Source organism: Mycobacterium sp. pW045 (assembly GCF_041287085.1).
GTDB classification, from domain to species: domain Bacteria; phylum Actinomycetota; class Actinomycetes; order Mycobacteriales; family Mycobacteriaceae; genus Mycobacterium; species Mycobacterium algericum_A.
In genome coordinates this window covers 65,280-84,943 of sequence record NZ_JBGGKU010000005.1, presented here as the reverse complement: position 1 = coordinate 84,943, position 19,664 = coordinate 65,280, and the positions used below count along the sequence as shown (strand labels likewise).

At 67.3% G+C, this 19,664-nt stretch carries 19 protein-coding genes, 1 tRNA gene and 1 pseudogene; 3 read left to right on the top strand and 18 right to left on the bottom strand.

Annotated features, from left to right (window positions below; translation table 11 throughout):
• Position 1: 1 nt before the first annotated feature.
• The gene (locus ACAG20_RS09625; protein ID WP_083037521.1) at positions 2–1,459 is read right to left on the bottom strand and encodes a cell wall metabolism sensor histidine kinase WalK; all 1,458 of its coding nucleotides are present in this window, start codon (positions 1,457–1,459) and stop codon (positions 2–4) included.
• 52 nt (positions 1,460–1,511) lie between these two features.
• Positions 1,512–2,231: a response regulator transcription factor gene (locus ACAG20_RS09620; RefSeq protein ID WP_013830539.1), complete on the bottom strand. Its 720-nt coding sequence runs from the start codon at positions 2,229–2,231 to the stop codon at positions 1,512–1,514.
• A gap of 108 nt (positions 2,232–2,339) precedes the next feature.
• Between ACAG20_RS09620 and ACAG20_RS09615 the strand changes: the two genes are divergently transcribed.
• A complete protein-coding gene (locus tag ACAG20_RS09615; protein ID WP_041318804.1) occupies positions 2,340–3,101 on the top strand; it encodes a hypothetical protein in 762 nt (253 codons plus the stop codon).
• A 123-nt stretch (positions 3,102–3,224) separates the two neighbouring features.
• On the opposite strand, the gene ACAG20_RS09610 is transcribed toward ACAG20_RS09615, so the two are convergent.
• The 5 genes from ACAG20_RS09610 to ACAG20_RS09590 all read right to left on the bottom strand — a co-directional run bounded on the left by ACAG20_RS09610 (position 3,225) and on the right by ACAG20_RS09590 (position 6,997).
• Positions 3,225–3,300 (bottom strand) — tRNA-Thr (locus tag ACAG20_RS09610).
• Between the two features lie 104 nt (positions 3,301–3,404).
• Positions 3,405–4,265, bottom strand: coding sequence for an alpha/beta fold hydrolase (locus ACAG20_RS09605; RefSeq protein ID WP_083037520.1), 861 nt, complete (start codon positions 4,263–4,265; stop codon positions 3,405–3,407).
• Positions 4,266–4,320: 55 nt separating this feature from the next.
• Positions 4,321–5,181, bottom strand: a complete 861-nt coding sequence (locus ACAG20_RS09600; RefSeq protein ID WP_083037519.1) for an SDR family oxidoreductase — start codon at positions 5,179–5,181, stop codon at positions 4,321–4,323.
• Positions 5,182–5,183: 2 nt separating this feature from the next.
• On the bottom strand, positions 5,184–6,011 hold the full coding sequence (locus ACAG20_RS09595) for an SDR family oxidoreductase (protein WP_083037518.1): 828 nt from the start codon (positions 6,009–6,011) through the stop codon (positions 5,184–5,186).
• Positions 6,012–6,076: 65 nt separating this feature from the next.
• Positions 6,077–6,997: an enoyl-CoA hydratase gene (locus ACAG20_RS09590; RefSeq protein ID WP_083037517.1), complete on the bottom strand. Its 921-nt coding sequence runs from the start codon at positions 6,995–6,997 to the stop codon at positions 6,077–6,079.
• A 64-nt stretch (positions 6,998–7,061) separates the two neighbouring features.
• Between ACAG20_RS09590 and ACAG20_RS09585 the strand changes: the two genes are divergently transcribed.
• Both ACAG20_RS09585 and ACAG20_RS09580 read left to right on the top strand, forming a co-directional pair.
• Complete coding sequence (locus ACAG20_RS09585) at positions 7,062–7,235, top strand: hypothetical protein (RefSeq protein ID WP_165757185.1); 174 nt, start codon at positions 7,062–7,064, stop codon at positions 7,233–7,235.
• A gap of 2 nt (positions 7,236–7,237) precedes the next feature.
• Positions 7,238–8,668 carry a trehalose-6-phosphate synthase gene (locus ACAG20_RS09580; protein ID WP_083037516.1) on the top strand — a complete coding sequence of 477 codons (1,431 nt, stop codon included), beginning with the start codon at positions 7,238–7,240 and terminating at the stop codon, positions 8,666–8,668.
• 1 nt (position 8,669) lies between these two features.
• Here the strand turns inward: ACAG20_RS09580 and ACAG20_RS09575 are convergent, their stop codons facing one another.
• The 11 genes and pseudogenes from ACAG20_RS09575 to ACAG20_RS09525 all read right to left on the bottom strand — a co-directional run bounded on the left by ACAG20_RS09575 (position 8,670) and on the right by ACAG20_RS09525 (position 19,472).
• Positions 8,670–9,209, bottom strand: a complete 540-nt coding sequence (locus ACAG20_RS09575) for a hypothetical protein (RefSeq protein WP_083037515.1) — start codon at positions 9,207–9,209, stop codon at positions 8,670–8,672.
• Positions 9,210–9,225: 16 nt separating this feature from the next.
• Positions 9,226–9,735, bottom strand: coding sequence for a mammalian cell entry protein (locus ACAG20_RS09570; protein WP_083037514.1), 510 nt, complete (start codon positions 9,733–9,735; stop codon positions 9,226–9,228).
• On the bottom strand, positions 9,714–10,379 hold the full coding sequence (locus ACAG20_RS09565; RefSeq protein WP_083037513.1) for a mammalian cell entry protein: 666 nt from the start codon (positions 10,377–10,379) through the stop codon (positions 9,714–9,716). Before ACAG20_RS09565 ends, ACAG20_RS09570 begins: the two co-directional genes overlap by 22 nt.
• Complete coding sequence (locus ACAG20_RS09560; RefSeq protein ID WP_083037512.1) at positions 10,376–12,082, bottom strand: MCE family protein; 1,707 nt, start codon at positions 12,080–12,082, stop codon at positions 10,376–10,378. The genes ACAG20_RS09565 and ACAG20_RS09560 overlap by 4 nt, the downstream gene beginning before the upstream one ends.
• Before the next feature lie 6 nt (positions 12,083–12,088).
• A complete protein-coding gene (locus tag ACAG20_RS09555; RefSeq protein WP_083037511.1) occupies positions 12,089–13,246 on the bottom strand; it encodes an MCE family protein in 1,158 nt (385 codons plus the stop codon).
• Positions 13,243–14,577 (bottom strand): MCE family protein, encoded by a 1,335-nt coding sequence (locus ACAG20_RS09550; RefSeq protein ID WP_019735974.1) that lies wholly within the window; start codon positions 14,575–14,577, stop codon positions 13,243–13,245. Before ACAG20_RS09550 ends, ACAG20_RS09555 begins: the two co-directional genes overlap by 4 nt.
• The gene (locus ACAG20_RS09545; protein ID WP_019735975.1) at positions 14,574–15,659 is read right to left on the bottom strand and encodes a virulence factor Mce family protein; all 1,086 of its coding nucleotides are present in this window, start codon (positions 15,657–15,659) and stop codon (positions 14,574–14,576) included. Before ACAG20_RS09545 ends, ACAG20_RS09550 begins: the two co-directional genes overlap by 4 nt.
• 61 nt (positions 15,660–15,720) lie before the next feature.
• Positions 15,721–16,656, bottom strand: a pseudogene (locus ACAG20_RS09540) (MCE family protein); the annotation flags it as partial.
• Positions 16,656–17,855 carry an MCE family protein gene (locus ACAG20_RS09535; RefSeq protein WP_205277428.1) on the bottom strand — a complete coding sequence of 400 codons (1,200 nt, stop codon included), beginning with the start codon at positions 17,853–17,855 and terminating at the stop codon, positions 16,656–16,658. The pseudogene ACAG20_RS09540 and the gene ACAG20_RS09535, both read right to left, overlap by 1 nt.
• Before the next feature lie 13 nt (positions 17,856–17,868).
• Entirely contained in the window at positions 17,869–18,711 is an 843-nt protein-coding gene (locus tag ACAG20_RS09530) for an ABC transporter permease (RefSeq protein WP_083037510.1), read from the bottom strand.
• Positions 18,708–19,472, bottom strand: a complete 765-nt coding sequence (locus ACAG20_RS09525; RefSeq protein WP_083037638.1) for an ABC transporter permease — start codon at positions 19,470–19,472, stop codon at positions 18,708–18,710. Before ACAG20_RS09525 ends, ACAG20_RS09530 begins: the two co-directional genes overlap by 4 nt.
• Between the last annotated feature and the right edge of the window lie 192 nt (positions 19,473–19,664).

Below are 19,664 nucleotides of genomic sequence, written 5' to 3'. Positions count from 1 at the left end.
TTCAGTTGATTTCGGCGGGTAACTCGGCCGGCTGGGCCGCCGTCTCGGCAAGACGAGGTACTGCGACCCGAAAGGTGCAACCCTGACCGGGTGGCGAGCTCACGGTGACGGTGCCGTGATGGGCACGGATCAGCGAGTCGACGATCGAGAGTCCCAGACCCGTGCCGCCGCTGACTCTCGCCCGCGACGAGTCGGTGCGAAAGAAGCGCTCGAAGGCCCGCTGCACGTCCTCCTCGCTCATCCCGGGACCCTGGTCGACGACCTCGAGGATCGCGTCGCCGCCGGCGGTCCCGACCCGCACGGTGATCGCGGCGTCTTCCGGAGTGTGCTCCAGCGCATTGGACATGAGATTGCTCAGCACCTGACGCAGCCGGGCTTCGTCACCGAGCACCTCGGGGGTGCCCGGGCCGTCGAAGACCTCCAGTTCGATGGCGCGGTCCGGCGCGATCGCCCGGGCGTCGTGCACCGCGTCGGTCGCCAAGACCAGCAAGTCGACCCAGCGCCGCTCCAGCGGCCGCTGGGCATCCATGCGGGCCAGCAGCAGTAGATCCTCGACGAGCAGGCCCATCCGGCGGGCTTCGCTCTCGATGCGAGACATCAGCAACTCGACGTCACGGGCCGCACCCTGCCGGTACAACTCCGCGAAGCCGCGGATCGTGGTCAGTGGCGTGCGTAGCTCATGGCTGGCGTCGGTGATGAACCGGCGCATCCGCTCCTCGGAGACACGCGCGTTGTCCGCCGAGGCAATCGAGGAGGCCACCGCCTGCTGAATCTGCGCCAGCATGCCGTTGAGCGCGAGCGAGAGGCGCCCCACCTCGGTGCGCGGATCACGTTCGGGCACACGGCGATCCAACTGGCCGGCGGCGATCGCCGCCGCGGTCCGCTCAACCTCGGCCAACGGGCGCAGGCTGCGGTTGACCACCAGATACCCGGCGGCCCCGAGCACCAGCAGTACCCCGACACCGATCGCCACCCGCGACCATGCCAAGTAGCGCAGCGTGGCCCGCGGGTCCGACAGATCCCTGGCCACCGTGATCAGCCGGCCGCTCTCAGCGTGCACCGACAGCGCCCGCCACTGCACGCCCGACCCGTCGACCGAGCCGATCGTGACCGGCACCGACCCCACGTCGTTGTCCGGTGGCAACAGCGGCTCGGCATTCTGATCGTTGACGACCGTCCAGACGCTGCCGTCGGGGTCGACGTCGCGAACATAGAAGCTCGTCGGCGGCCGGCCGGGGTTGGGATCCTCGTCCGCCTTCACCGGTGACCGCCCGCGCTGCTCAAGCGCCCAACCGTGCGCCGCGTCGATCAGCGTGGCGTCGATCCTGCTGATCAGCCGGTGCCGCAGGATGGTGGTCACGGCGTATCCCTGTGCCAGCAAGCCGATAGCCACCATGGCCAGTGTGGCGGCGACCAGGCTGACGCGCAGGGGCAGGATGCCGCGCGGGGGTTTCGCCATCCCTCTATCCTTCGTCCGATCCCCCGCGCCCGGCAATCACCGGCGGCATTCGCTAGCGCGGCTCGCGCAACACATAGCCAACTCCGCGCAGCGTGTGCAGTAGTCGCTTCTCGCCGGTGTCGATCTTGCGCCGCAGATAGGAGACGTAGGACTCCACCACATTGACGTCACCGCCGAAGTCGTAGCGCCAGACGTGGTCGAGGATCTTCGGCTTGCTCAGCACGGTGCCGGCATTGATCACGAAATAGCGCAGCAGGGTGAACTCGGTGGGCGACAACGACACCGGCTGACCCGCCTTCCATACCTCGTGGGTGTCCTCATCGAGTTCGATATCGGCGAAGCTCAGGCGCGAGTTGCGTGGCTCACCGGCACCTTTGCCGGCCCGGCGCAGGATGACTCGCAGCCGGGCCACCACCTCCTCCAGGCTGAACGGCTTGGTCACATAGTCGTCGCCGCCGAGGGTCAGGCCGGTGATTTTGTCCTGCAACGAGTCACGCGCGGTCAAGAACAGTGCCGGGGCGTCGATACCGTCGGCGCGCAGCCGGCGCAGCACACCGAACCCGTCCATCCCCGGCATCATCACGTCCAGGATCACCGCGTCCGGCCGGACCTCGCGCGCACGGTCCAGCGCCGCCGGCCCGCTGGATGCGGTGTAGACCTCGAACCCCTGGAATTTCAAGCTGACCGACAGCAGCTCGACGATGTTGGTCTCGTCATCGACGACCAGGATGCGGGCCTCCGGTGCGGCGTCTTGCGCAGCTGTAGCTCCCATGGGGTCAATTCCCTCCCGAACGGGTGAAAATAAACTGGAAACCGGCTGTGTGTTTGTTGTCAATCAAACTACCTGATATCGGTGGGGTTTCGCCCCTACACTGACCTGGTGGGCCTGGCCAAACAGCTGATCGCCGTGTCGACCGCGCCGGCGCGGATCGGTCTTTCCATCGCCGATGCCGGACTCGGGGTCGCCACCGCGGCGCTCGGGCTGGCCCGGCAGACCCTCGGCGAACCCGAGACCCACGGGCCCGCCAACTCAATGGCACAGATGCTGGGCCTGGAGGACGCCATCGCCCGGGCCAACCGGCTCGCCAAATTGATGGACGACGACGCCCCACTCGGCCGCGCCCTGGCTCCGGGCGGCCCGGCTGACCGACTGCTGGCTCCCGGGGGCCTGGTCGACCAACTGACCGGGCCGGGAGGCGTCCTCGACCGGCTCACCGCCGAAGGCGGCGGGCTGCAGCGGGCATTGCAACCCGGCGGACTGGTGGATCAACTGACCGACGAGAACGGATTGATCGAGCGACTGTTGTCCGAAGACGGCCTGGCCGACCGCCTGCTGGCCGAGGGCGGGCTGATCGACAAGCTCACCGCGCGCAACGGCCCGCTGGAGCAGCTTGCCAACGTCGCCGACACGTTGAGCCGGCTGGCCCCGGGGATGGAGGCGCTGGAGCCCGCCATCGAGACCCTGCAGGAGGCGGTGATCGCGCTGACCATGGTGGTCAACCCGCTGAGCAACATCGCCGAGCGCATTCCGCTGCTGCCGCGCCGGTCCAGTCGGCGCCCGCCGCCACCGCGGACCGTACGCTCCCAGCGAGTGGTCGACCCGGACCCGACCGACCTCGAGCGACCGACCGAGCCCCATTAGGCTCTGGCACCGTCTACGATGGCGTCGCGCGACCCCCGGTGCGCTCCCAGCGGGCGACTGAGTCTGCAGCCGAGACAGGTCACTGTCATATGACAGACGCTATCCGCCGGTACCGAGAGGTAATGGAGCCGCGTGAGAGACTCGAACTCTCGACATCCGCTTTACAAGAGCGACGCTCTACCAACTGAGCTAACGCGGCCGGGGCCGGCTCGATGAGCCATGGCGATTGTACGACGGGTGGTGCCGCCCGCTCCCGCCGACTTGGGCGGAGGACGGCCAAAGCCGGCGCTGCCGGGCGTGGAATCAATCGCGCCGCAAGAAGTCCAGCACCACCGACTCGAAGGCGTCTTTGGCCTCGATCATCGTCCAGTGCCCGCAGTTGGGGAATACGTGGAACTCCGCGTTGGGGATGGTGCGCATCGGGATCAGCGCCATGTCCAGCGGGCTGACCCGGTCGTCGCGGCCCCAGGTGACCAGGGTCGGTGCCTTGACCCGGTGCATCATCGACCACGGCAGCGGGCCCTTGGACGCCTGCATCATCTTCACCATGTTGGTGAAGGCTTCCTTGCCGTACATCCGCCGCGCACTCGCCAACGTCTCGGCGTCGGTCGCCAGGGCCCAGCGCTCCTCAATGAGCTGCTCGGTGATCACCTTCGGGTCGTAGACCATCGACTCCAGCCACCGGATCAGGCTCTCCCGGCTGGGGTTGTCGGTGAATTCCTGCAGCAGCCGGATGCCCTCGGCCGGCCCGGGGGTGAGAAGGTTGGTGCCGATGCCGCCGATGGTCACCAGCTTGCGCACCTTCTCCGGGCTGTTGATGGCGTAGTTGATGCCGACGCCGCCACCCATCGAGTTGCCGACGATGCTGAACTGGTCCAGGCCCAGCGCGTCGGCGAACTGCCCGACCGCGCCGAAGGCCGACACCATCGGGTGCCCGCCGAAGTCGTCGCTGACCCCGAACCCGGGGAATTCCAGCACGAGGCAGCGGAAGTGCTCGGCGAAAGCCGGCAGCACCCCGCGGTAGTTGCGCCACCCGGTGACGCCCGGTCCGGAGCCGTGCAGCAGCAGCAATGTCGGGCCGTCACCGGCCTCGTGGTAGCGCAGCACCCCCTGCTCGATGGTGACCTCGCGCAGGGTCTCGTCGTGGCTCAGCTCTGCCGGCATTTCTCTCCTCAAGATCTCTCGAAGTCTTCTGACACGCTAACGCGAACGGCGCCGGTCAATGCGCCGGGGGAGCCGCACCGCGGAACGCCCTGAACCGCACCAGGTAGCGCGGTAGCCGCGACAATCCGACGCTGCGCGGCCAGTCGTCAGCGCGGAAGTAGGCGTCCGAACCGCCGTCGACAAAGATCACGCTGCCGCAGAGGAATTCGGCGGCATCGGAGAGCATGAACAGCATCCAGTCGGCCAGCTGGCCGGGATCGCCGAAGCCGCCGACCGGTACCGGAAAGCTGCGGACCGCGGTCTCCTGCCTGGGGGAGGCGAGCTGCTTCTCCAGCAGCGGCGTCATGATCGCCCCCGGCGCCAGGGCGTTGAGCCGAATCCCCGCCCCCGCCCACGGCGGCTCGACGGCCCGTCGGCGCACCCAGTGCGACACCGCGATCTTGGAGGCCGCGTAGGCGAACGACGGCGCGCCCGGCCCGAGCAGTCGCAGCCGGCGCAGCGCCTTGGCCGCTTTCCCGGCCAACAGTGCCCGCACCGCCGATCGCGGCACCACCGGCACCGTGGTCGTCGAATTGCTGGCGACGACCACCACTTTGGCGGCGCCGGATGCGGCCAGCGCCGGGCGCCATGCCTCCAGTAGCTCGACGACCCCGAAATAGTTGACCTGCAGGATCAGCCGCGTCGCGCCCGGGGTGGGCCCGACGCCGGCGGCCAGCACCGCACCGTCCAAGCGACCCCCGCACAACGCGAGCACTTGCTCCCCCGCCGCTGCTCGTCCCTCGGGGCCGGACAGGTCAGCGATGACCTCGGCATCGCGCAGGTCGACGCCGATCACGGTGTGCCCGGCCGCGCGCAGCTTCTCCGCGGCCTGCTGCCCCATACCGGATGCCGAGCCGGTGACCGCGTAGACGCCCACGGCTATTCGCCGACCACGCCGCGCAGGCCGTCGGCGCCGAACGCCGGCTCCAGCATCGCCGTGAAGTCCGGGCCGCGGCGCAGCATCTGCCCGCCGTCGACGTTGATGACCTGGCCGGTGATGTAGCCGGCAGCGTCGCTGAGCAGGAACAGCGCCAAGTCGGCGACATCTTCTACCTCACCGACCCGCGGCAGCGGGGTGCTGACCCGGTAGTCCTCGGCCAGTGCCGGGGTATCGAGGACCACCGACACCAGGTCGGTGCGGGTCAGGCCGGGGCGGATGCTGTTGACCCGCACCCACGAGGCACCCAGTTCGTCGGCGGCCAGCTGCATCAAATGGTCCAGCGCCGACTTGGTGGGACCGTAGGCGCCGAACCAGCGGTGGGTGTTGCTGGCCGCGATCGAGGAGATCCCGACGAAGGAGCCGCCGCCGCCACGCACCAGCGCCCGCCCGGCGTGTTTGAGCACGTACATGGCGCCGTTGATGTTGAGGTCAACAGTGCGCCGCCACGCCTCCGAGTCGATCTGGGTGATCGGACCGATGGTCTCCGAACCGCCGGCGCAGTGCACCACCCCGTGCAGCCGACCGCTTCCGCTCACGGCGGCGTCGACGGCTGCGATCACGCTGTCCTCGTCGGTGACGTCGGTCGCCTGGTGGCGTACCCCGATCTCGTCGGCCACCGCGGCCAGCCGCTCGGCATTACGGCCGACGATCAGCACATCGGCCCCGGCGGCGGACAGCGCGGCCGCCACCGCCTTACCGATACCGCTACCGCCACCGGTGATCAGGTAACTGCGGCCGTCGAACGAAATCCGCGACGAAAGTGTCACACCGACCCCTCACACCAAAACTGGAACATGTTCTACCCATGGAACCATGCTGGCCGGAGCTGTGGCTACGGCTGGTCGCGACGGGCCACGTCAGTGGCCTTGGCGGTGCGCCAGTCGGGTACCTCCGGCGGCAGCGCGACCGGAAACTTGTTGTCGTTATGCGCCGACCAGTGCGCGTGGCCGAGTTGATGGATATGGAACCCGTGGCGCAGCGCCTCGGAAAAGCCCATGGCGTCGGCGGCGGCGTTGACCGAGTCCTTGATCAACAGCGCGGCCATGGTCGGAAGCTGCGCGATGCGGCGGGCGAACTCCAGTGTCTTGTCCGCCAGTTCCTCGACACCGAACACCTTGGAGACCATTCCCAGCCGGTAGGCCTCGTCGGCATCCAGCGAGTCCCCGGTCAGCAGCAGTTCCTTGGCCTTGCGCGGGCCGAACTCCCACGGGTGGGCGTAGTACTCGACGCCCGGCATGCCCAGACGCACCCCCACCACGTCGGAGAACCGGGCGTTGTCGGCGGCGACGATCAGATCGCACGCCCAGATCAACATCAACCCGGCGGAGATGGCGTTGCCCTGCACCTGCGCGATGGTGATCTTGCGCAGCTCCCGCCAACGGCAGGTGTTCGAGAAGTAGTAGTGCCACTCCTGCAGGTAGGTTTTCTCGACGACCGGTTCCCGGGTGCCGCCGTGGCTCCGGAAACTCGGGTGCTGGCCCGGCCCGGCCCGGCGCTCGGCCACCGCCGCCTCCGAGCCCAGGTCGTGGCCGGCGGAGAAATTCTCACCGCGCGCCGCCAGTATCACCACCCGCACGGCGTCGTCGGCCTCGGCCCGGGCGAACGCTTCGTCGAGCTGCACCAGCAGGGTGCGGTTCTGCGCGTTGTGGGTCTCCGGACGGTTCAGCCAGATCCGGGCGATGCGGCCGTCGTCGAGGATTTCGTAGTCGACGAGATCGCCGACCTGCTCTGATGTGGTCTCCGATGTCGCCACTGGACCTCCGCCCTCGTTGTCGTCCGCCTCACAGGTTACGGCGCACTTCGCTAGAGTCGACGGCATGCCTGCTAAATCCGAACCCGCCGAGATCGACGACGTGGAACCGCTGGCCGACAGCACCGCACGCCAAGCGCGGCGAGTCGTAGCCGCCTACGCTGAGGACGCCGACGAGTGCCGGGTCTTCCTGTCCATGCTGGGGATCGGTCCGGCGAATACCGAGAAGCCCGGGGCCTAGCGGTGCCGGGGTCGGGGGGCCAGGCCGACTTCGTGGTGGTGGCCAACCGGCTGCCGATCGACATCGACGTACTGCCCGACGGCACGACGGCGTACAAGCGCAGCCCCGGCGGGTTGGTCACCGCGCTCGAGCCGCTGTTGCGCAAGCGCCACGGCGCCTGGGTGGGTTGGCCCGGCACTCCGGACGGGCCCGCGGAGCCGATCGATATCGAGGACCTGCGACTGCATCCGGTAGCACTGAGCGCCACCGATATCGCCGACTACTACGAGGGATTCTCCAACGCGACACTGTGGCCCTTGTACCACGACGTGATCGTCAAGCCGATCTACCACCGGCAGTGGTGGGAGCGCTACGTCGACGTCAACCGCCGGTTCGCCGAGGCCACGTCGGAGGCCGCCGGACCGGGCGCGACGGTGTGGGTCCAGGACTATCAGTTGCAGCTGGTGCCCAAGATGCTGCGAAGTCTGCGTCCGGACCTGACCATCGGATTCTTCCTGCACATCCCGTTCCCACCGGTGGAGCTGTTCATGCAGCTGCCGTGGCGCAGAGAGATCGTCGACGGCCTACTCGGCGCCGACCTCGTCGGTTTCCACCTGCCCGGCGGCGCGCAGAACTTCCTGTTCCTGTCCCGCAACCTGACCGGCGCGGCCACCTCGCGCGGCGCGGTGGGGGTTCGCGGCAGGTTCGGCGAGGTGAGTCTGCCTGACCGAACCGTGCGTGTTGGCGCCTTTCCGATCTCGATCGACTCCGGCGAGCTCGACCACAAGGCGCGTGAGCGGGGAATCCGGCGGCGCGCCAAGGAGATCCGGGCCGAATTGGGTCATCCGCGCAAGATCCTGCTCGGCGTGGACCGGCTGGACTACACCAAGGGGATCGACGTCCGGCTCAAGGCGTTCAACGAGCTGCTCGCCGAGGGCCGCGCCAAGCGCGACGACACCGTGCTGGTGCAGCTGGCGACACCCAGCCGGGAAAGGGTGGAGAGTTACCAGATCCTGCGCGAGGACATCGAACGCCAGGTCGGTCACATCAACGGCGAGTACAGCGAGGTCGGTCACCCGGTGGTGCACTACCTGCACCGCCCGGTCCCCCGCGACGAGTTGATCGCGTTCTTCGTGGCCAGTGACGTCATGCTGGTAACCCCGCTGCGCGACGGGATGAATCTGGTCGCCAAGGAGTACGTGGCTTGCCGCAGCGACCTGGGCGGCGCCCTCGTCTTGAGTGAATTCACTGGTGCGGCAGCAGAATTGAAGCAATCCTACTTGGTCAACCCGCACGACCTGGAGGGCGTCAAGGATGCCATCGAGGCGGCGATCAACCAGAACCCCGAAGACGGCCGCCGGCGTATGCGTGCGCTGCGCCGCCAGGTGCTGACCCACGACGTCGACCGCTGGGCCCGATCCTTCCTGGACTCGCTCGCCGAAACGGCCGACTAGCTCAGCTGCACAGGTGAATCGGGTTGTCCTGACAGGTCAGCGGGTAGCGGACCACCGGGTTGGGCAGCGGCGACACGAACGTCAGGGTGAACGGGTGCTTTTCGAGCCCGGGCTGCCAGCCGCAGACCGCATTGTGTGACTGGGTGTAGGTGCCGCGCAGCGACGTGTCGAACTGGTACATCTCTTCGCTGCCGGCGGTGCTGCCGTCCGGGCATCGGGTACCGGCCAGCAGCGGCGTGTGGTAGGACCACAGGCCGTTGGACAGCCGGTAGGAGCCGGCCTGCCCCGGCGGGCCGTTGCTTTCGACCTGCAGCCGGCAACCGATCGCCAGATTCAGCGGCACCCGGCCGTCGCCCACGGTGGGCACGCACAGCGGGTAAATCTTCCACGTCGCCGTGGTGCCGGCGCCGTTGTAGGTGTAGATGCCCTCCAGGGTGCCTTCCGGCAAGGCATCGTCGTCCGCGGCGGCCTCGACGGCCAGCCCGGCGCTCGCCGCCACCGCGATGCCGAACGCGGCCAGACCGCGAATGAGCTTCCTCATGGCGCAATCCTCTCAGCTAGATCGGCGCGATGTTGCTGATCAGCCACTTGCTGTCGACCTTGCGGAAGTCGACCCGCAGCCGACTGCCCTCGTAGAACTTCTCCTTGGACTTGCCCGTGACGGTGCGGTTGACGAACACCAGCACCGAACCGGTGGTCCGCTTCGCGTCCAGCGGTCCCACGCCGACGACGTCAACCTGGTTCACCAGCTGCTTCTCCCGGGCCTGCGGGATGATCTCGTTGACGGCCCGGGCCTCGAACTCACGCCGGTAGTCGTCGGTGAACATCGGATAGGTTTCGGTCAGGCTGCGTTCCACGGTGGTGTAGTCGTAGCCGAGCACCTTGGGGATCTCGTCGGCGGTCAGCTTGGCCAACTCGGTGCGGGCCAACTCCTGCCCCCGCGTCGCGACCCGGCTCCAGTACAGCGAGCCGGCGGTGGCGCCCAGACCGACGAACACTCCGAGCAGGACCACCAGCAGAGCCACCAGGGCCGACCATCGCCGGTTCATCGACTGCCGTCCGGCCATTTGAGGTCGTAGGCGGTCATGTTGCCGGCATCGTCTTCGTGCACGATGATCCGCAGCGCGTAGGGCTGCGACGGCTTGTTGACGCCGTCGGCATCCGTGGCGGTCGCGCGCATCGCGACCAGGACCGAGGCGTTGCCGGCCACTTCATCGCGATCCTCAAGGGCTGCGGCGTTGATGACCGCCTCCGAGCTGTGCTTGGTCTCTCGCAGCAGCGCCTTGAGGTTGTCCGCGTTGCCGGCCATGGTGTCGCGCAGCGGTCCGCTGGTGCCGGCCACGAAGCGGTCCACCTGCTCGTTGATGGTGTCGGGCGTGTAGGTGTACATGTTCAGCACGGTCTGGACCGCGGTGTCGACGAAGCGCTGGTCACGACTCTCGGCCGCGGTGGCGTGCCGGTGTTGCAGCAGCAGCACGCCGACCAGACCGCCCAGCACGACGCTCGCCACCAGGGCGGCCGCTGCCGCAACGACAGCGGCCTGACGCGCGTTGGGCTGTCGCCGCGGCGGTGGGCCGACCGGGCGGACCGCCCGCACGGCGGCCCGACCCGGGGTCGGAACGACGGTCGTGGCGACCTCGGCGGCGTCACCGGCCGGTCCGGCGGCCCGCGAGGCCCGGCGACGAGCTCTGGCCTCCTCGGGACCGGTCACGTCTGCCTCGGCTCGAGCATCAGGTCGGCCCAGTTCTCGGCCGGCAGCCATTTGTCGGCCCCCGAGACGAACACTCCGGTGCCGCCCGCCGGGTCGACGAACTTCCCGGTGCGTTGGTCATAGCTGCTGTAGGCGACCCCGTTGGCCTGCGCCTCGGCCGGCAATGGTCCGGGAGCGGGCCCGGGGGCCGGTCCCGGCGCGGGGTCCCGTCCGTAGGGCGGCAGGCCGCCGTTGCCGCCGGGGCCGGTCGGCAGGTTCTGGTCCGGCGGGGCGTAGTACGGCCACGGTGCCGGCGGATTCGGGCCGAGTTCGTTCGGCGGGTAGGGCAGCGGGTACGGCGGATTGGGCGCCGGACCGGGACCGGCCGGCACACCGGGAGGCAGCGCGACCACCGGCGGGCCGGGGTCGTAGTCCGAACTCGGTGGGATGTACGGGAATTTGTTCATCGGCGTGATCATCCGCGGGTCGGTGATCGGCGTGTCGTACGGCACCGGCGGACCCCGCCACGCATTGCTGCCGATCGGGACGAAACCCTTCGGGTCACGGCAGAGCTGAATGGTCGGCGCCCGCTTGCCGGGATACTCCATGCACGGGTAGTTGCGCGCCCCGCGGACCGCGACCGAATCGTTCTGGGCCGCTTTGCAGTACAGCTCCTTGGGCAATTCACGCACTGTCTCATCAGCGGGCGTGCGCATCTCGGTGAACGGCAGGAACCCCACCGTGCACGGCGGCGGGTCGTGCATGTCGATCTTGAAGTCCAGCTTGACGCCCTCTTCCATCGGGACGCCACCGGCAACCGTCATCAGCGCCGCCATCAGTGCGGGGAACACCACCAGCGCCTGCTCGATCGAGTTGCGGTAGATCACCCCGACCCGGCCGAAGTTGGCAATGCTGGCCGCCAAGGTCGGGAACGAGGCCCGGATCCCGCTGAAGGTGGTGTTCGCCTCGTCGGCGACACTCGGCAGGACCTGCAGCACCTCGCGGAGTTGCGGATCGGCATTGCGCACCTCGGTGGTGACCACCGCCAACGATCGGGCCAGCGTCTTGATGTCGTCGCCGCTGCGGATCTGGGCATCCAGGAACGGTTCGAACTGATCGATCAGGCCCTCGGTCGCCGCGAAATTGGTGTTGGCTTCATCGATCAGCTGCCGCGACGACGCGATCATCCGGGCCAGCTCCTGCCCGGAACCGTTGAAGCCCTCGAAGGTGTTGCGCAGCAGGTCGCGAAGGCGGCTGTTGGCGACGCTGTTGACCAGTGTCTGGGCCTGGTCGAGCATCCCAGCGATGTCCTGGCCTATCGCGGTGCGGTCCTGGCCGATCCGCGCGCCGTTGTGCAGCGCCCCGGCGGCCGCGGCTCCTTCCGGTGGAACCAGGTCGATGTACTGCTCCCCGATCGCAGACATGCTCTTGACGGTTGCGGTGACGTTGCCCGGGACCTTGGTGCTGCTGTTGAGCCGCATCTGGGCGTCGATCCCATGGTCGGTGAGACGGACGTCTTCCACCCGGCCCACCGTCACGCCGCGGTAGGTCACGTTGGCGCTCTGGTAGATTCCGCCGCCGGCGATGAAATCGGCGGTCACCTTGTAGGTTCCGATCCCCATCCGGCTGGGCAGGTGCAGGTACAGGATCGAGATCGCGCCGACGGCCAGCACGGTGACCACGGCGAAGATCCCGAGTTGGATTCGGACGAGGCGGGTCAGCATCGCAGGTCATTCCTCATATCGGACAGCCGTGCCGGGCGGGATCTTGAACGGGTCGGCCGCCTGCCCGGACAGGTTCGCCATTTCACCGATCAAGAAGTCGGGCGGATTGAGCACGTCGTGCATGTGCGGCATGTTCGGGTCGAACGCGCCGGTGGTGAACACGGTTTCGCCGAATCGCCGCAGCGTCATGTCGAAGGTGACGTAGACGTTCAGGAAGTCGCCGCGCACCGCGTTGCGCAGATACATCGACGGGAACGGGAAGGTCGGAATGAACGGGAACGCCGTTACCAACTCGTTGGCGTTGTCGGCGAACGCCTTGATGACCGGGTAGAGGTCCTTGATGTCGGCGGCGAAGTCCTCTTTGGTCTCCGTCATGATCCGTGACCCGACGGTCGCCAACCGCTGCAGCGCTCCGAACGCATCCACGATGTTGGCGCGGTTGTCGTTGAGCACCTGCAGCGCACCCGGCATGGTCTCCAGGGCCCGCGCGAGGCTGGGGGCACTGCGGGCCAGGGTAACGCCGATCCGGTTGAGCCCCTCGGCGGCGGCGATGATGTCATGGGCCTGGCGGTCCAGCGATGCCGTCAGCTCGGCGAGCCGGGGCAGCAGTCCGGCGAAGGTGCCGGCCCGCCCGGCGACCGCCGCGTAGGCCTCCTCGGTGATGTCCTGCAGCGCGCCGAGATTGCCCTGGTTCACCACCACGCCCAGTGAGGACAGCACCTCTTCGGTGCTGGGGTAGCGCCCGGTGCGGCTGAGCGGGATCTGGTCGCCGGGAGCGAGTCGGCCGGTCGGGGCCTCGTCGTGGGGTGCGGAAAGTTCGATGTGCTGGGATCCCAGCAGCGAGGTCTGGGCGACTTTCGCGGTGGCATTGGCCGGAAGCTGAACATTGCCGTCCAGCGACAGTTTGACCGCCGCAAAAAAGCTGCCGTCCGGTTGCTGCACGGCTTCCAGACCGGAGACGCTGCCCACGGTGACGTCGTCGACCATCACCGGCGAGTTCTGCGGCAGCGTGGTCACGTCCGGTAGTTGCACCGTGATGTTGTAGGACCCTCGGCCGTGGCCCGCGGTGCCCGGCATGTTCAGCGAGTTCAGCCCACCGAACTGGCAGCCGGACAGCACCAGCGCTCCGGCCCCCAGAACGCAGGCAAGAGATTTCACCCTCATCCGCCCTCCCGTGGTGCGCCGGCCCCGGGCCGCTGCGGGCCGTGCGGACCGGGTGCCTGGCCCAGCTGTCCCGGCTCCGACGGCGGCAGGAACAGCGCGGCGACGTCATCGGTGCTCGGCGGCGTGACACCCGGTGCAGGCATCCACTTCAGGTAGGGCACCGGTGTCTGCGCCTTGGCTTCGGTCTCCGGGGTGTCGTAGATGATCTGGCCCTTGTAGGCGGTGATCGAGTTGATCGGATGGAACAGGAACGGCACGAAGTTCATCGACCAGCGCCGCATCACCGGCCCCATCCGCTCCTTGCAGATCTCGGCCCGCTTGAAGTTGTCCGGCACCGAGCCGACGTCGAAGATTCCGCCGCAGATGAACTGCACCGGGTTGGCGAAGTCGGGCAGCGACAGCAGACCGCTCAGGGTGCCCTGCGCGGGGTTGTAGATCTGGTAGAAGTTGACCAGGCCGTGCGGGGTGATGTGCAGCACCTGCTCGAAGTTCTCACTCTGGTCGCTGAGCAGCTTGCTGAACTCCGAGAGCTTGTTGACCTGCGCGATCAACGCGTCGTTGTTGTCGTGCAGGAATCCGCGCACGTCGCGCAGCGCCTGGTTGAGGGTGCCCAGCGTGACATCCAGGTCGACCGAGCTGTCTGCGAGCACCGCCGAGACGGCCGCGGCATGATCGGTGAACTGCACGATCTGCTCGTTGCTGCCGGACAGTGCGTCGACCAGCACCTGCAGGTTCTTGACGGTGCCGAACAGATCCGTGCGCGAGTCACCGAGCCGTCCTGTGGTCGCCGACAGCTCCCGCAGTGCGCTGCGGAACGAGTCCCCGTTGCCGTCGAAGGTGTCAGCGGCCTGGTTGACGACCGCGCTCAGCGCGCCGTTGAGTTTGCCCTGCTCGGGCGCCAGTTGCGCACTGAGCTGCGTCAGTTCCTTCTTGACCTCGTCCCATTCGACCGGGACCGCGGTGCGGTCTTCGCCGAGCACCGCGCCGTCGGCAAGCCGCTCGCCGCCGGTGTAGGCCGGAGCCAGTTGAATGACCCGCGCCGAGACGATGTTGGGCGCCATCAGCACCGCGTGCACGTCGGCCGGCAACGGCACGTCCCTGTTCACCGACATGGTGATCTTGACGTTCTCCGCGCGCGGCTCGATGGACTCGATCCGGCCGACCGGTACCCCGACCACCCGAACGTCGTCGCCCGGGTACAGGCCCACCGCCGAGGCGAAGTAACCGGTGATCCGGTAGCCGCGCTGCGCCGGCAGCACCAGGTACACACCGGCGGCCAGCAGCGCGGCCAGCGCCCCGGCGAGCAGAATCCGCAATGACGGTCGCGTCATGGCGACTTCGGCTTTATCACGGTGCGCTCGGAGATCATCCCGCGCAGGTAGTCGGCCAGGCTGTCCGGTAGCTTGCCGGGCTGGAAGTACATGTCGAGCAGCACCTCCGACATGGTGGGCGGCGGCATGCCGTAGAGGTTGATCTGGAAGCCCGGACCCGAGGCCACCACCTCACCGAGCGTGGTGGCGTATCCGGGCAGCCGCTCCATCGCCCCGGCGATCCGGTCCTTGCGTTCGATCAGGTTGTCCATCACCAGGTTGAGTTTGTTCAGGGTCGGGCCGATTTCGGCCTTATTGTCGGCGACGAAGCCGGAAAGCTGCTGCGACACATCGTCGATACCGCCGATCAGCGCACCGATCGCTTGACGGCGTTCGTCCAGCGCTGCGAAAAGTTGGTTGCCGTCGAGCACCAGCTGGTTGACCTGCTCGGCACGCTGGTTGAGTACTCCGGTGACCGACTTGGCGTGGGTCAGCAACTGGCCCAGCGCTTCATCGCGGCGGTTAATGCTGCGCGACAGGGCGGCAACCCCGTCCAGCGCCCCGCGCAACTGCGGCGTCGCCTCGCGCATCGAATCGGTGAGCACCTGCAACGCTTCCTCGAATCGCGGCTTGTCCAGATCCCGGGCGTTGCCGCCGAGGTCCTGCAGCGCGTTGTTGAGGGTGTACGGGGCACGGGTGCGGTCCAGTGGAATCTCGGTGACCGAACCGGCGCCGGCGGGCGTGATCGACAGTGCCTTCTCGCCCAGCACGGTGTCGGTGCGGATCGCGGCCAGCGACTGGTCGCCCACCCGGATGTTGCGGTCGACGGAGAAACTCACTTTCGCGCTGGCTCCGGCCAGCACCACCTTGGTCACCTTGCCCACCCGGATACCGGACACCGTCACGTCGTTGCCGGGAATGATGCCGCCGGCGTCGGCGAAATAGCCTTGGTAAACCTTGCCCTGCGGCCAGAACGGCAGGCTGGTGTATCCGAAGGAGACCAAGAGCACGCATGCCACCAGTGCGATGCCCAATGTGCCGGTGCGAACCGGGTTTACGCGGTCAATTTTTGACAGGAGAGCACCTCCCCTTGCTGGTGTCATTCTGGCCGCCCATCGGCAGAATGATGTCGCTGCCCGCCGGCCCGTTCAACTTCAGGGAGACCGTGCAGTAGTTGATGTTGAAGAACGAGCCGTAGGCGCCGAGCGCATTGAGCCGCAGGTAGTTCTCCTCCAGCGGGTCGATGACGTCGTTGAGTTCCTGTTTGCGCTTATCCAGCACGGTGGCCAGCGGCCGGGCGTTCTCGATCACGCCCTGCAGCGGCCGGCGGGTGCGGCGCAGTGTGTCGGTCAGGTCGGTCTCCACCGACGCCAGCGGTCCGATCGCCCCGGCGATCGCGTCCTTGCCCTCTGCCAATCCGGTGATCAGCTGCTGCAGCCGGTCGACGGTGGCGTCGAACTGCTCCCGCTTGTCATCGACGGTGGACAGCACCGTGTTCAAGTTGTTGATCACGTCGCCGATCAGCTGGTCGCGGGAGGCCAGTGTGGTGGTGAACGAGTTGGTGCTGGAAAGCATCTGCGTCAGCGCGCCGCCCTGGCCCTGCAACAACTCGATGATCGCGTTGCTGACCTCATTGATCTTGTTGCCGTCCAGACCCTTGAGCACCGGGCGCATCCCGCCCAGCAGCGCGTCCAGGTCCAGCGCCGGCTGGGTGTTCTTCCGCGCGATGGTGCCGCCGGGCGGTAGTTTGCGCAGATCGCCGGCGCCGGAGGCGATCTCCAGGTACCGGTCGCCGACCAGGTTCTCGTAACGGATCAGCGCGCGGGTCGAGTCGTAGATCTGGTAACGCTTGTTGACGTCGAAAGTGACGTTGACGCTGTTGTCGCCGGCCAGCTCGACGCGTTTCACCGTGCCGACCGGGATTCCGGCGATCCGCACATCCTCGCCGCCCTTGAGCCGGGAGGCACTGGCGAAATTGGCGTGGTACGTGTGGTTGGACGCGAACCGGAACTCGCCGAACACCACCACCAGCCCGGCCGACACCAGCAGCATGGCGAGCGTGAAGATGGAGACCTTGATCAGCGTGCTGCGGGTGCTCATCAGTACTCGTCCCGTTCGGCAAAGGCCCCGTTGAACAGGAACTGCGCGGTCGACGGCGCGTCGAACTGCACCTCGGTGTTCGGCTGAAACGGGATGTAGGCGCTGTCGGTGACCAGGAACGGCGACCGGAACCAGGAGCCGCCGTACTGCTTGCTCGGAATGTCCGGCAGGCCACGACAGTTGGGGCCACCGGTCGCGTTGGCCACCGGCAGGCTCTCCGGATAGGTGTAGGCCGGTGCGCCCGGGATGAAGCTGGAGTGCACGTAGAGCGCCGGCTTGGTGCCACCGATCGACGGACCGAATTTCTCCAGCGCACCTTGGATTCCCCGGAACAGGCAGCCGAACTCCGGCGAGTACTCGGCCAGCAGAGAGCCCAACGCCCGGAACCGGGTGATGCCGGCGATGAAGTCGTCAGCGGCCGGCGCGAACGTGTCGTAGCCGTTGTTGGCCAGCCCGGTGGTCGCCAGCAGCGCCTTGTTCAGGTTGTCGCGCTGGTCGACCAGCGTCTTGCTGATCGTCGGAACATTGTCGAAGATGGTCGCCAGATCCGGGGCGGCGTCGCCGTAGATGTTGCCGACCACCGCGGTCTTGGCGAAACCCGACTGGAGCTGCGGCAGTTTCGGGTTGAGCTTCTCCAGGTAGCCGTTCAGCCCGGACAGCAGCGCGCCCAGGTTGTCGCCGTTGCCGCGCAATCCTTCGGCCAGCGCGCTGATAGATCCGTTGAGCTGCACCGGGTCGATCTTGTCCAGCAGATCGGTCAACTTCTGGAACAGCGTGTTGGCTTCCAGCTGCACGTCGGAGGCCTGCACATCGGCGCCGCTGCGCAATGCCTTACCCGACGGCACCGGCGGCGGAATGAACTCCACCGCCTTGGCTCCGAAGATGGTGTTGCTGGCGATGTGCACGGCGGCGTTCGACGGGATGTATCGCATCGCGGCGCTGTCGATGGCCAGCGCGAGCTTGGCCTGCTGGCCCTGATACGTGATCTCCTTGACCTTGCCGATCTGGATACCGCGGTATTTGACCTTGGCGTCCCTCTCCATCACCAGGCCGGCCCGCGGCGACGTGACGGTGACCTTATCGGTGGAGCTGAAGACGGAGACATAGGACAGATAGGTGAAGACGGTGGCGGCAACCAGGAGCGCACCCAGGACTGCCGCGGCAATCCGCACCTGGGTACGCCTCGATCCGTTTTCCACCCGTATGTCCTTGCTATCCCGAGAGGTTGAAGTTACCGGACCCGCCGTAGACGGCGAGTGAAACGAACAACGTAATGACTACCACGACCACCAGCGACGTGCGCACCGCCTGACCCACCGCGATACCCACGCCGACGGGTCCGCCGGCCGCGTTGAAGCCGTAGTTGGTGTGCACCAGCATCACCGCGATCGACATGATGATCGCCTGCAGGAAGGACCACAGTAGGTCGGTCGGAATAAGGAAGGTATCAAAGTAGTGGTCGTAAAGGCCTGGCGACTGCGCGTTGATGAACACCGTGGTGGACCGGGCCGCGAAGAACGCCGCCAGCACCGACAGTGAGTACAGCGGGATGATCGCGATCAGGCCCGCCACCAGCCGGGTGGATACCAGATACGACACCGCGTGTACCGCCATAGATTCGACGGCGTCGATCTCCTCGGCGACCCGCATGGCGCCGAGCTGGGCGGTGGTGCCGGCACCGATGGTGGCCGCGAGCGCGATCCCAGCCACCACGGGTGCGACGATGCGCACGTTGAGGAACGCCGACAGGAACCCGGTCAACGCCTCGATGCCGATGTTGCCCAGCGACGAGAATCCCTGCACCGCGATCACGCCGCCGGAGGCCAGGGTCAAGAAGGTGGCCACCCCGACCGTGCCGCCGATGATCGCCAGCGCGCCGGTGCCCATGGTGATCTCGGCGATCAGCCGGACCGTTTCCTTGCGGTACTTGGTCAGCGCGTTGGGCACGTAACGAATCGACTCGGCGTAGAACAGGGCCTGCTCGCCGAAGTTGTCGTAGGCCTTGGGCGCCCACCGGAACAGCCGCCGGAATCGCAGCGTGGCGTCGTAACTCATTTGACCAGCACCCGCACGCTGATCGCGGTCATGACGACGTTGATGACGAACAGACAGATGAAGGCGTAGACGACGGTCTCGTTGACCGCGTTGCCGACCCCCTGCGGACCGCCCTTGGCGGTCAGCCCGCGGTAGCACCCGATCAGCCCGGCGGCGGTGCCGAACAGCAGCGCCTTGATCTCGGCCATCACCAGCTCCCCGAGCCCGGTCAGCACGGTCAGCCCGTTGATGAAGGCGCCCGGGTTGACGCCCTGCAGAAAGACGGAGAATACATAGCCCCCGACCAGGCCGATCGCGCACACCAGGCCGTTGAGCAGCAGCGCGACGAACGTCGAGGCCAGCGCCCGGGGTACCACCAGCCGCTGGATCGGGTCGATGCCGAGCACCCGCATCGCGTCGATCTCTTCGCGGATGGTGCGCGCGCCCAGGTCCGCGCAGATCGCGGTGGCGCCGGCACCGGCCACCACCAGCACGGTGACCACCGGGCCCAGCTGGGTGATGGTGCCGAATGCGGTCCCGGCGCCGGACAGGTCGGCGGCGCCGATCTCCCGCAGCAGGATGTTGATGGTGAACGCCACCAGCACGGTGAAGGGGATCGCGACCAGCAGGGTCGGCACCAGCGACACCCGGGCGATCATCCAGGTCTGGTCGAGGAACTCACGGTATTGGAACGGCCGGCGAAACATCGCCCGGAATGTCGCCAGCGACATCTCTACGAAACCGCCCACGGCCCGAGCCGGAACCGTGAGCTGTTCGATCAAGGCACGTCCTTCCCTCAGGTCGGGCATCCGGCTGCCGGTGGTCGCAAAACTGTATCCGGCCACCTCACGTGACCGGCGCTGTTCGCGTGATTCACCGTCCGGCCCTCGTGAGCCGGCTCATAGTAACTAGAACACGTTCGGAGTGTCAAAGGACACGTTTTAGTAAAAGAAACGGATTATTTATGCTGGTCA

Bases quoted from the DNA above. Each gene is read 5' to 3' on its own strand.
- ACAG20_RS09625 (WP_083037521.1), bottom strand. From the start codon at position 1,459: ATGGCGAAACCCCCGCGCGGCATCCTGCCCCTGCGCGTCAGCCTGGTC.
- ACAG20_RS09620 (WP_013830539.1), bottom strand. From the start codon at position 2,231: ATGGGAGCTACAGCTGCGCAAGACGCCGCACCGGAGGCCCGCATCCTG.
- ACAG20_RS09605 (WP_083037520.1), bottom strand. From the start codon at position 4,265: ATGCCGGCAGAGCTGAGCCACGACGAGACCCTGCGCGAGGTCACCATC.
- ACAG20_RS09585 (WP_165757185.1), top strand. From the start codon at position 7,062: ATGCCTGCTAAATCCGAACCCGCCGAGATCGACGACGTGGAACCGCTG.
- ACAG20_RS09575 (WP_083037515.1), bottom strand. From the start codon at position 9,209: ATGAGGAAGCTCATTCGCGGTCTGGCCGCGTTCGGCATCGCGGTGGCG.
- ACAG20_RS09570 (WP_083037514.1), bottom strand. From the start codon at position 9,735: ATGGCCGGACGGCAGTCGATGAACCGGCGATGGTCGGCCCTGGTGGCT.
- ACAG20_RS09560 (WP_083037512.1), bottom strand. From the start codon at position 12,082: ATGCTGACCCGCCTCGTCCGAATCCAACTCGGGATCTTCGCCGTGGTC.
- ACAG20_RS09555 (WP_083037511.1), bottom strand. From the start codon at position 13,246: ATGAGGGTGAAATCTCTTGCCTGCGTTCTGGGGGCCGGAGCGCTGGTG.
- ACAG20_RS09550 (WP_019735974.1), bottom strand. From the start codon at position 14,577: ATGACGCGACCGTCATTGCGGATTCTGCTCGCCGGGGCGCTGGCCGCG.
- ACAG20_RS09545 (WP_019735975.1), bottom strand. From the start codon at position 15,659: ATGACACCAGCAAGGGGAGGTGCTCTCCTGTCAAAAATTGACCGCGTA.
- ACAG20_RS09530 (WP_083037510.1), bottom strand. From the start codon at position 18,711: ATGAGTTACGACGCCACGCTGCGATTCCGGCGGCTGTTCCGGTGGGCG.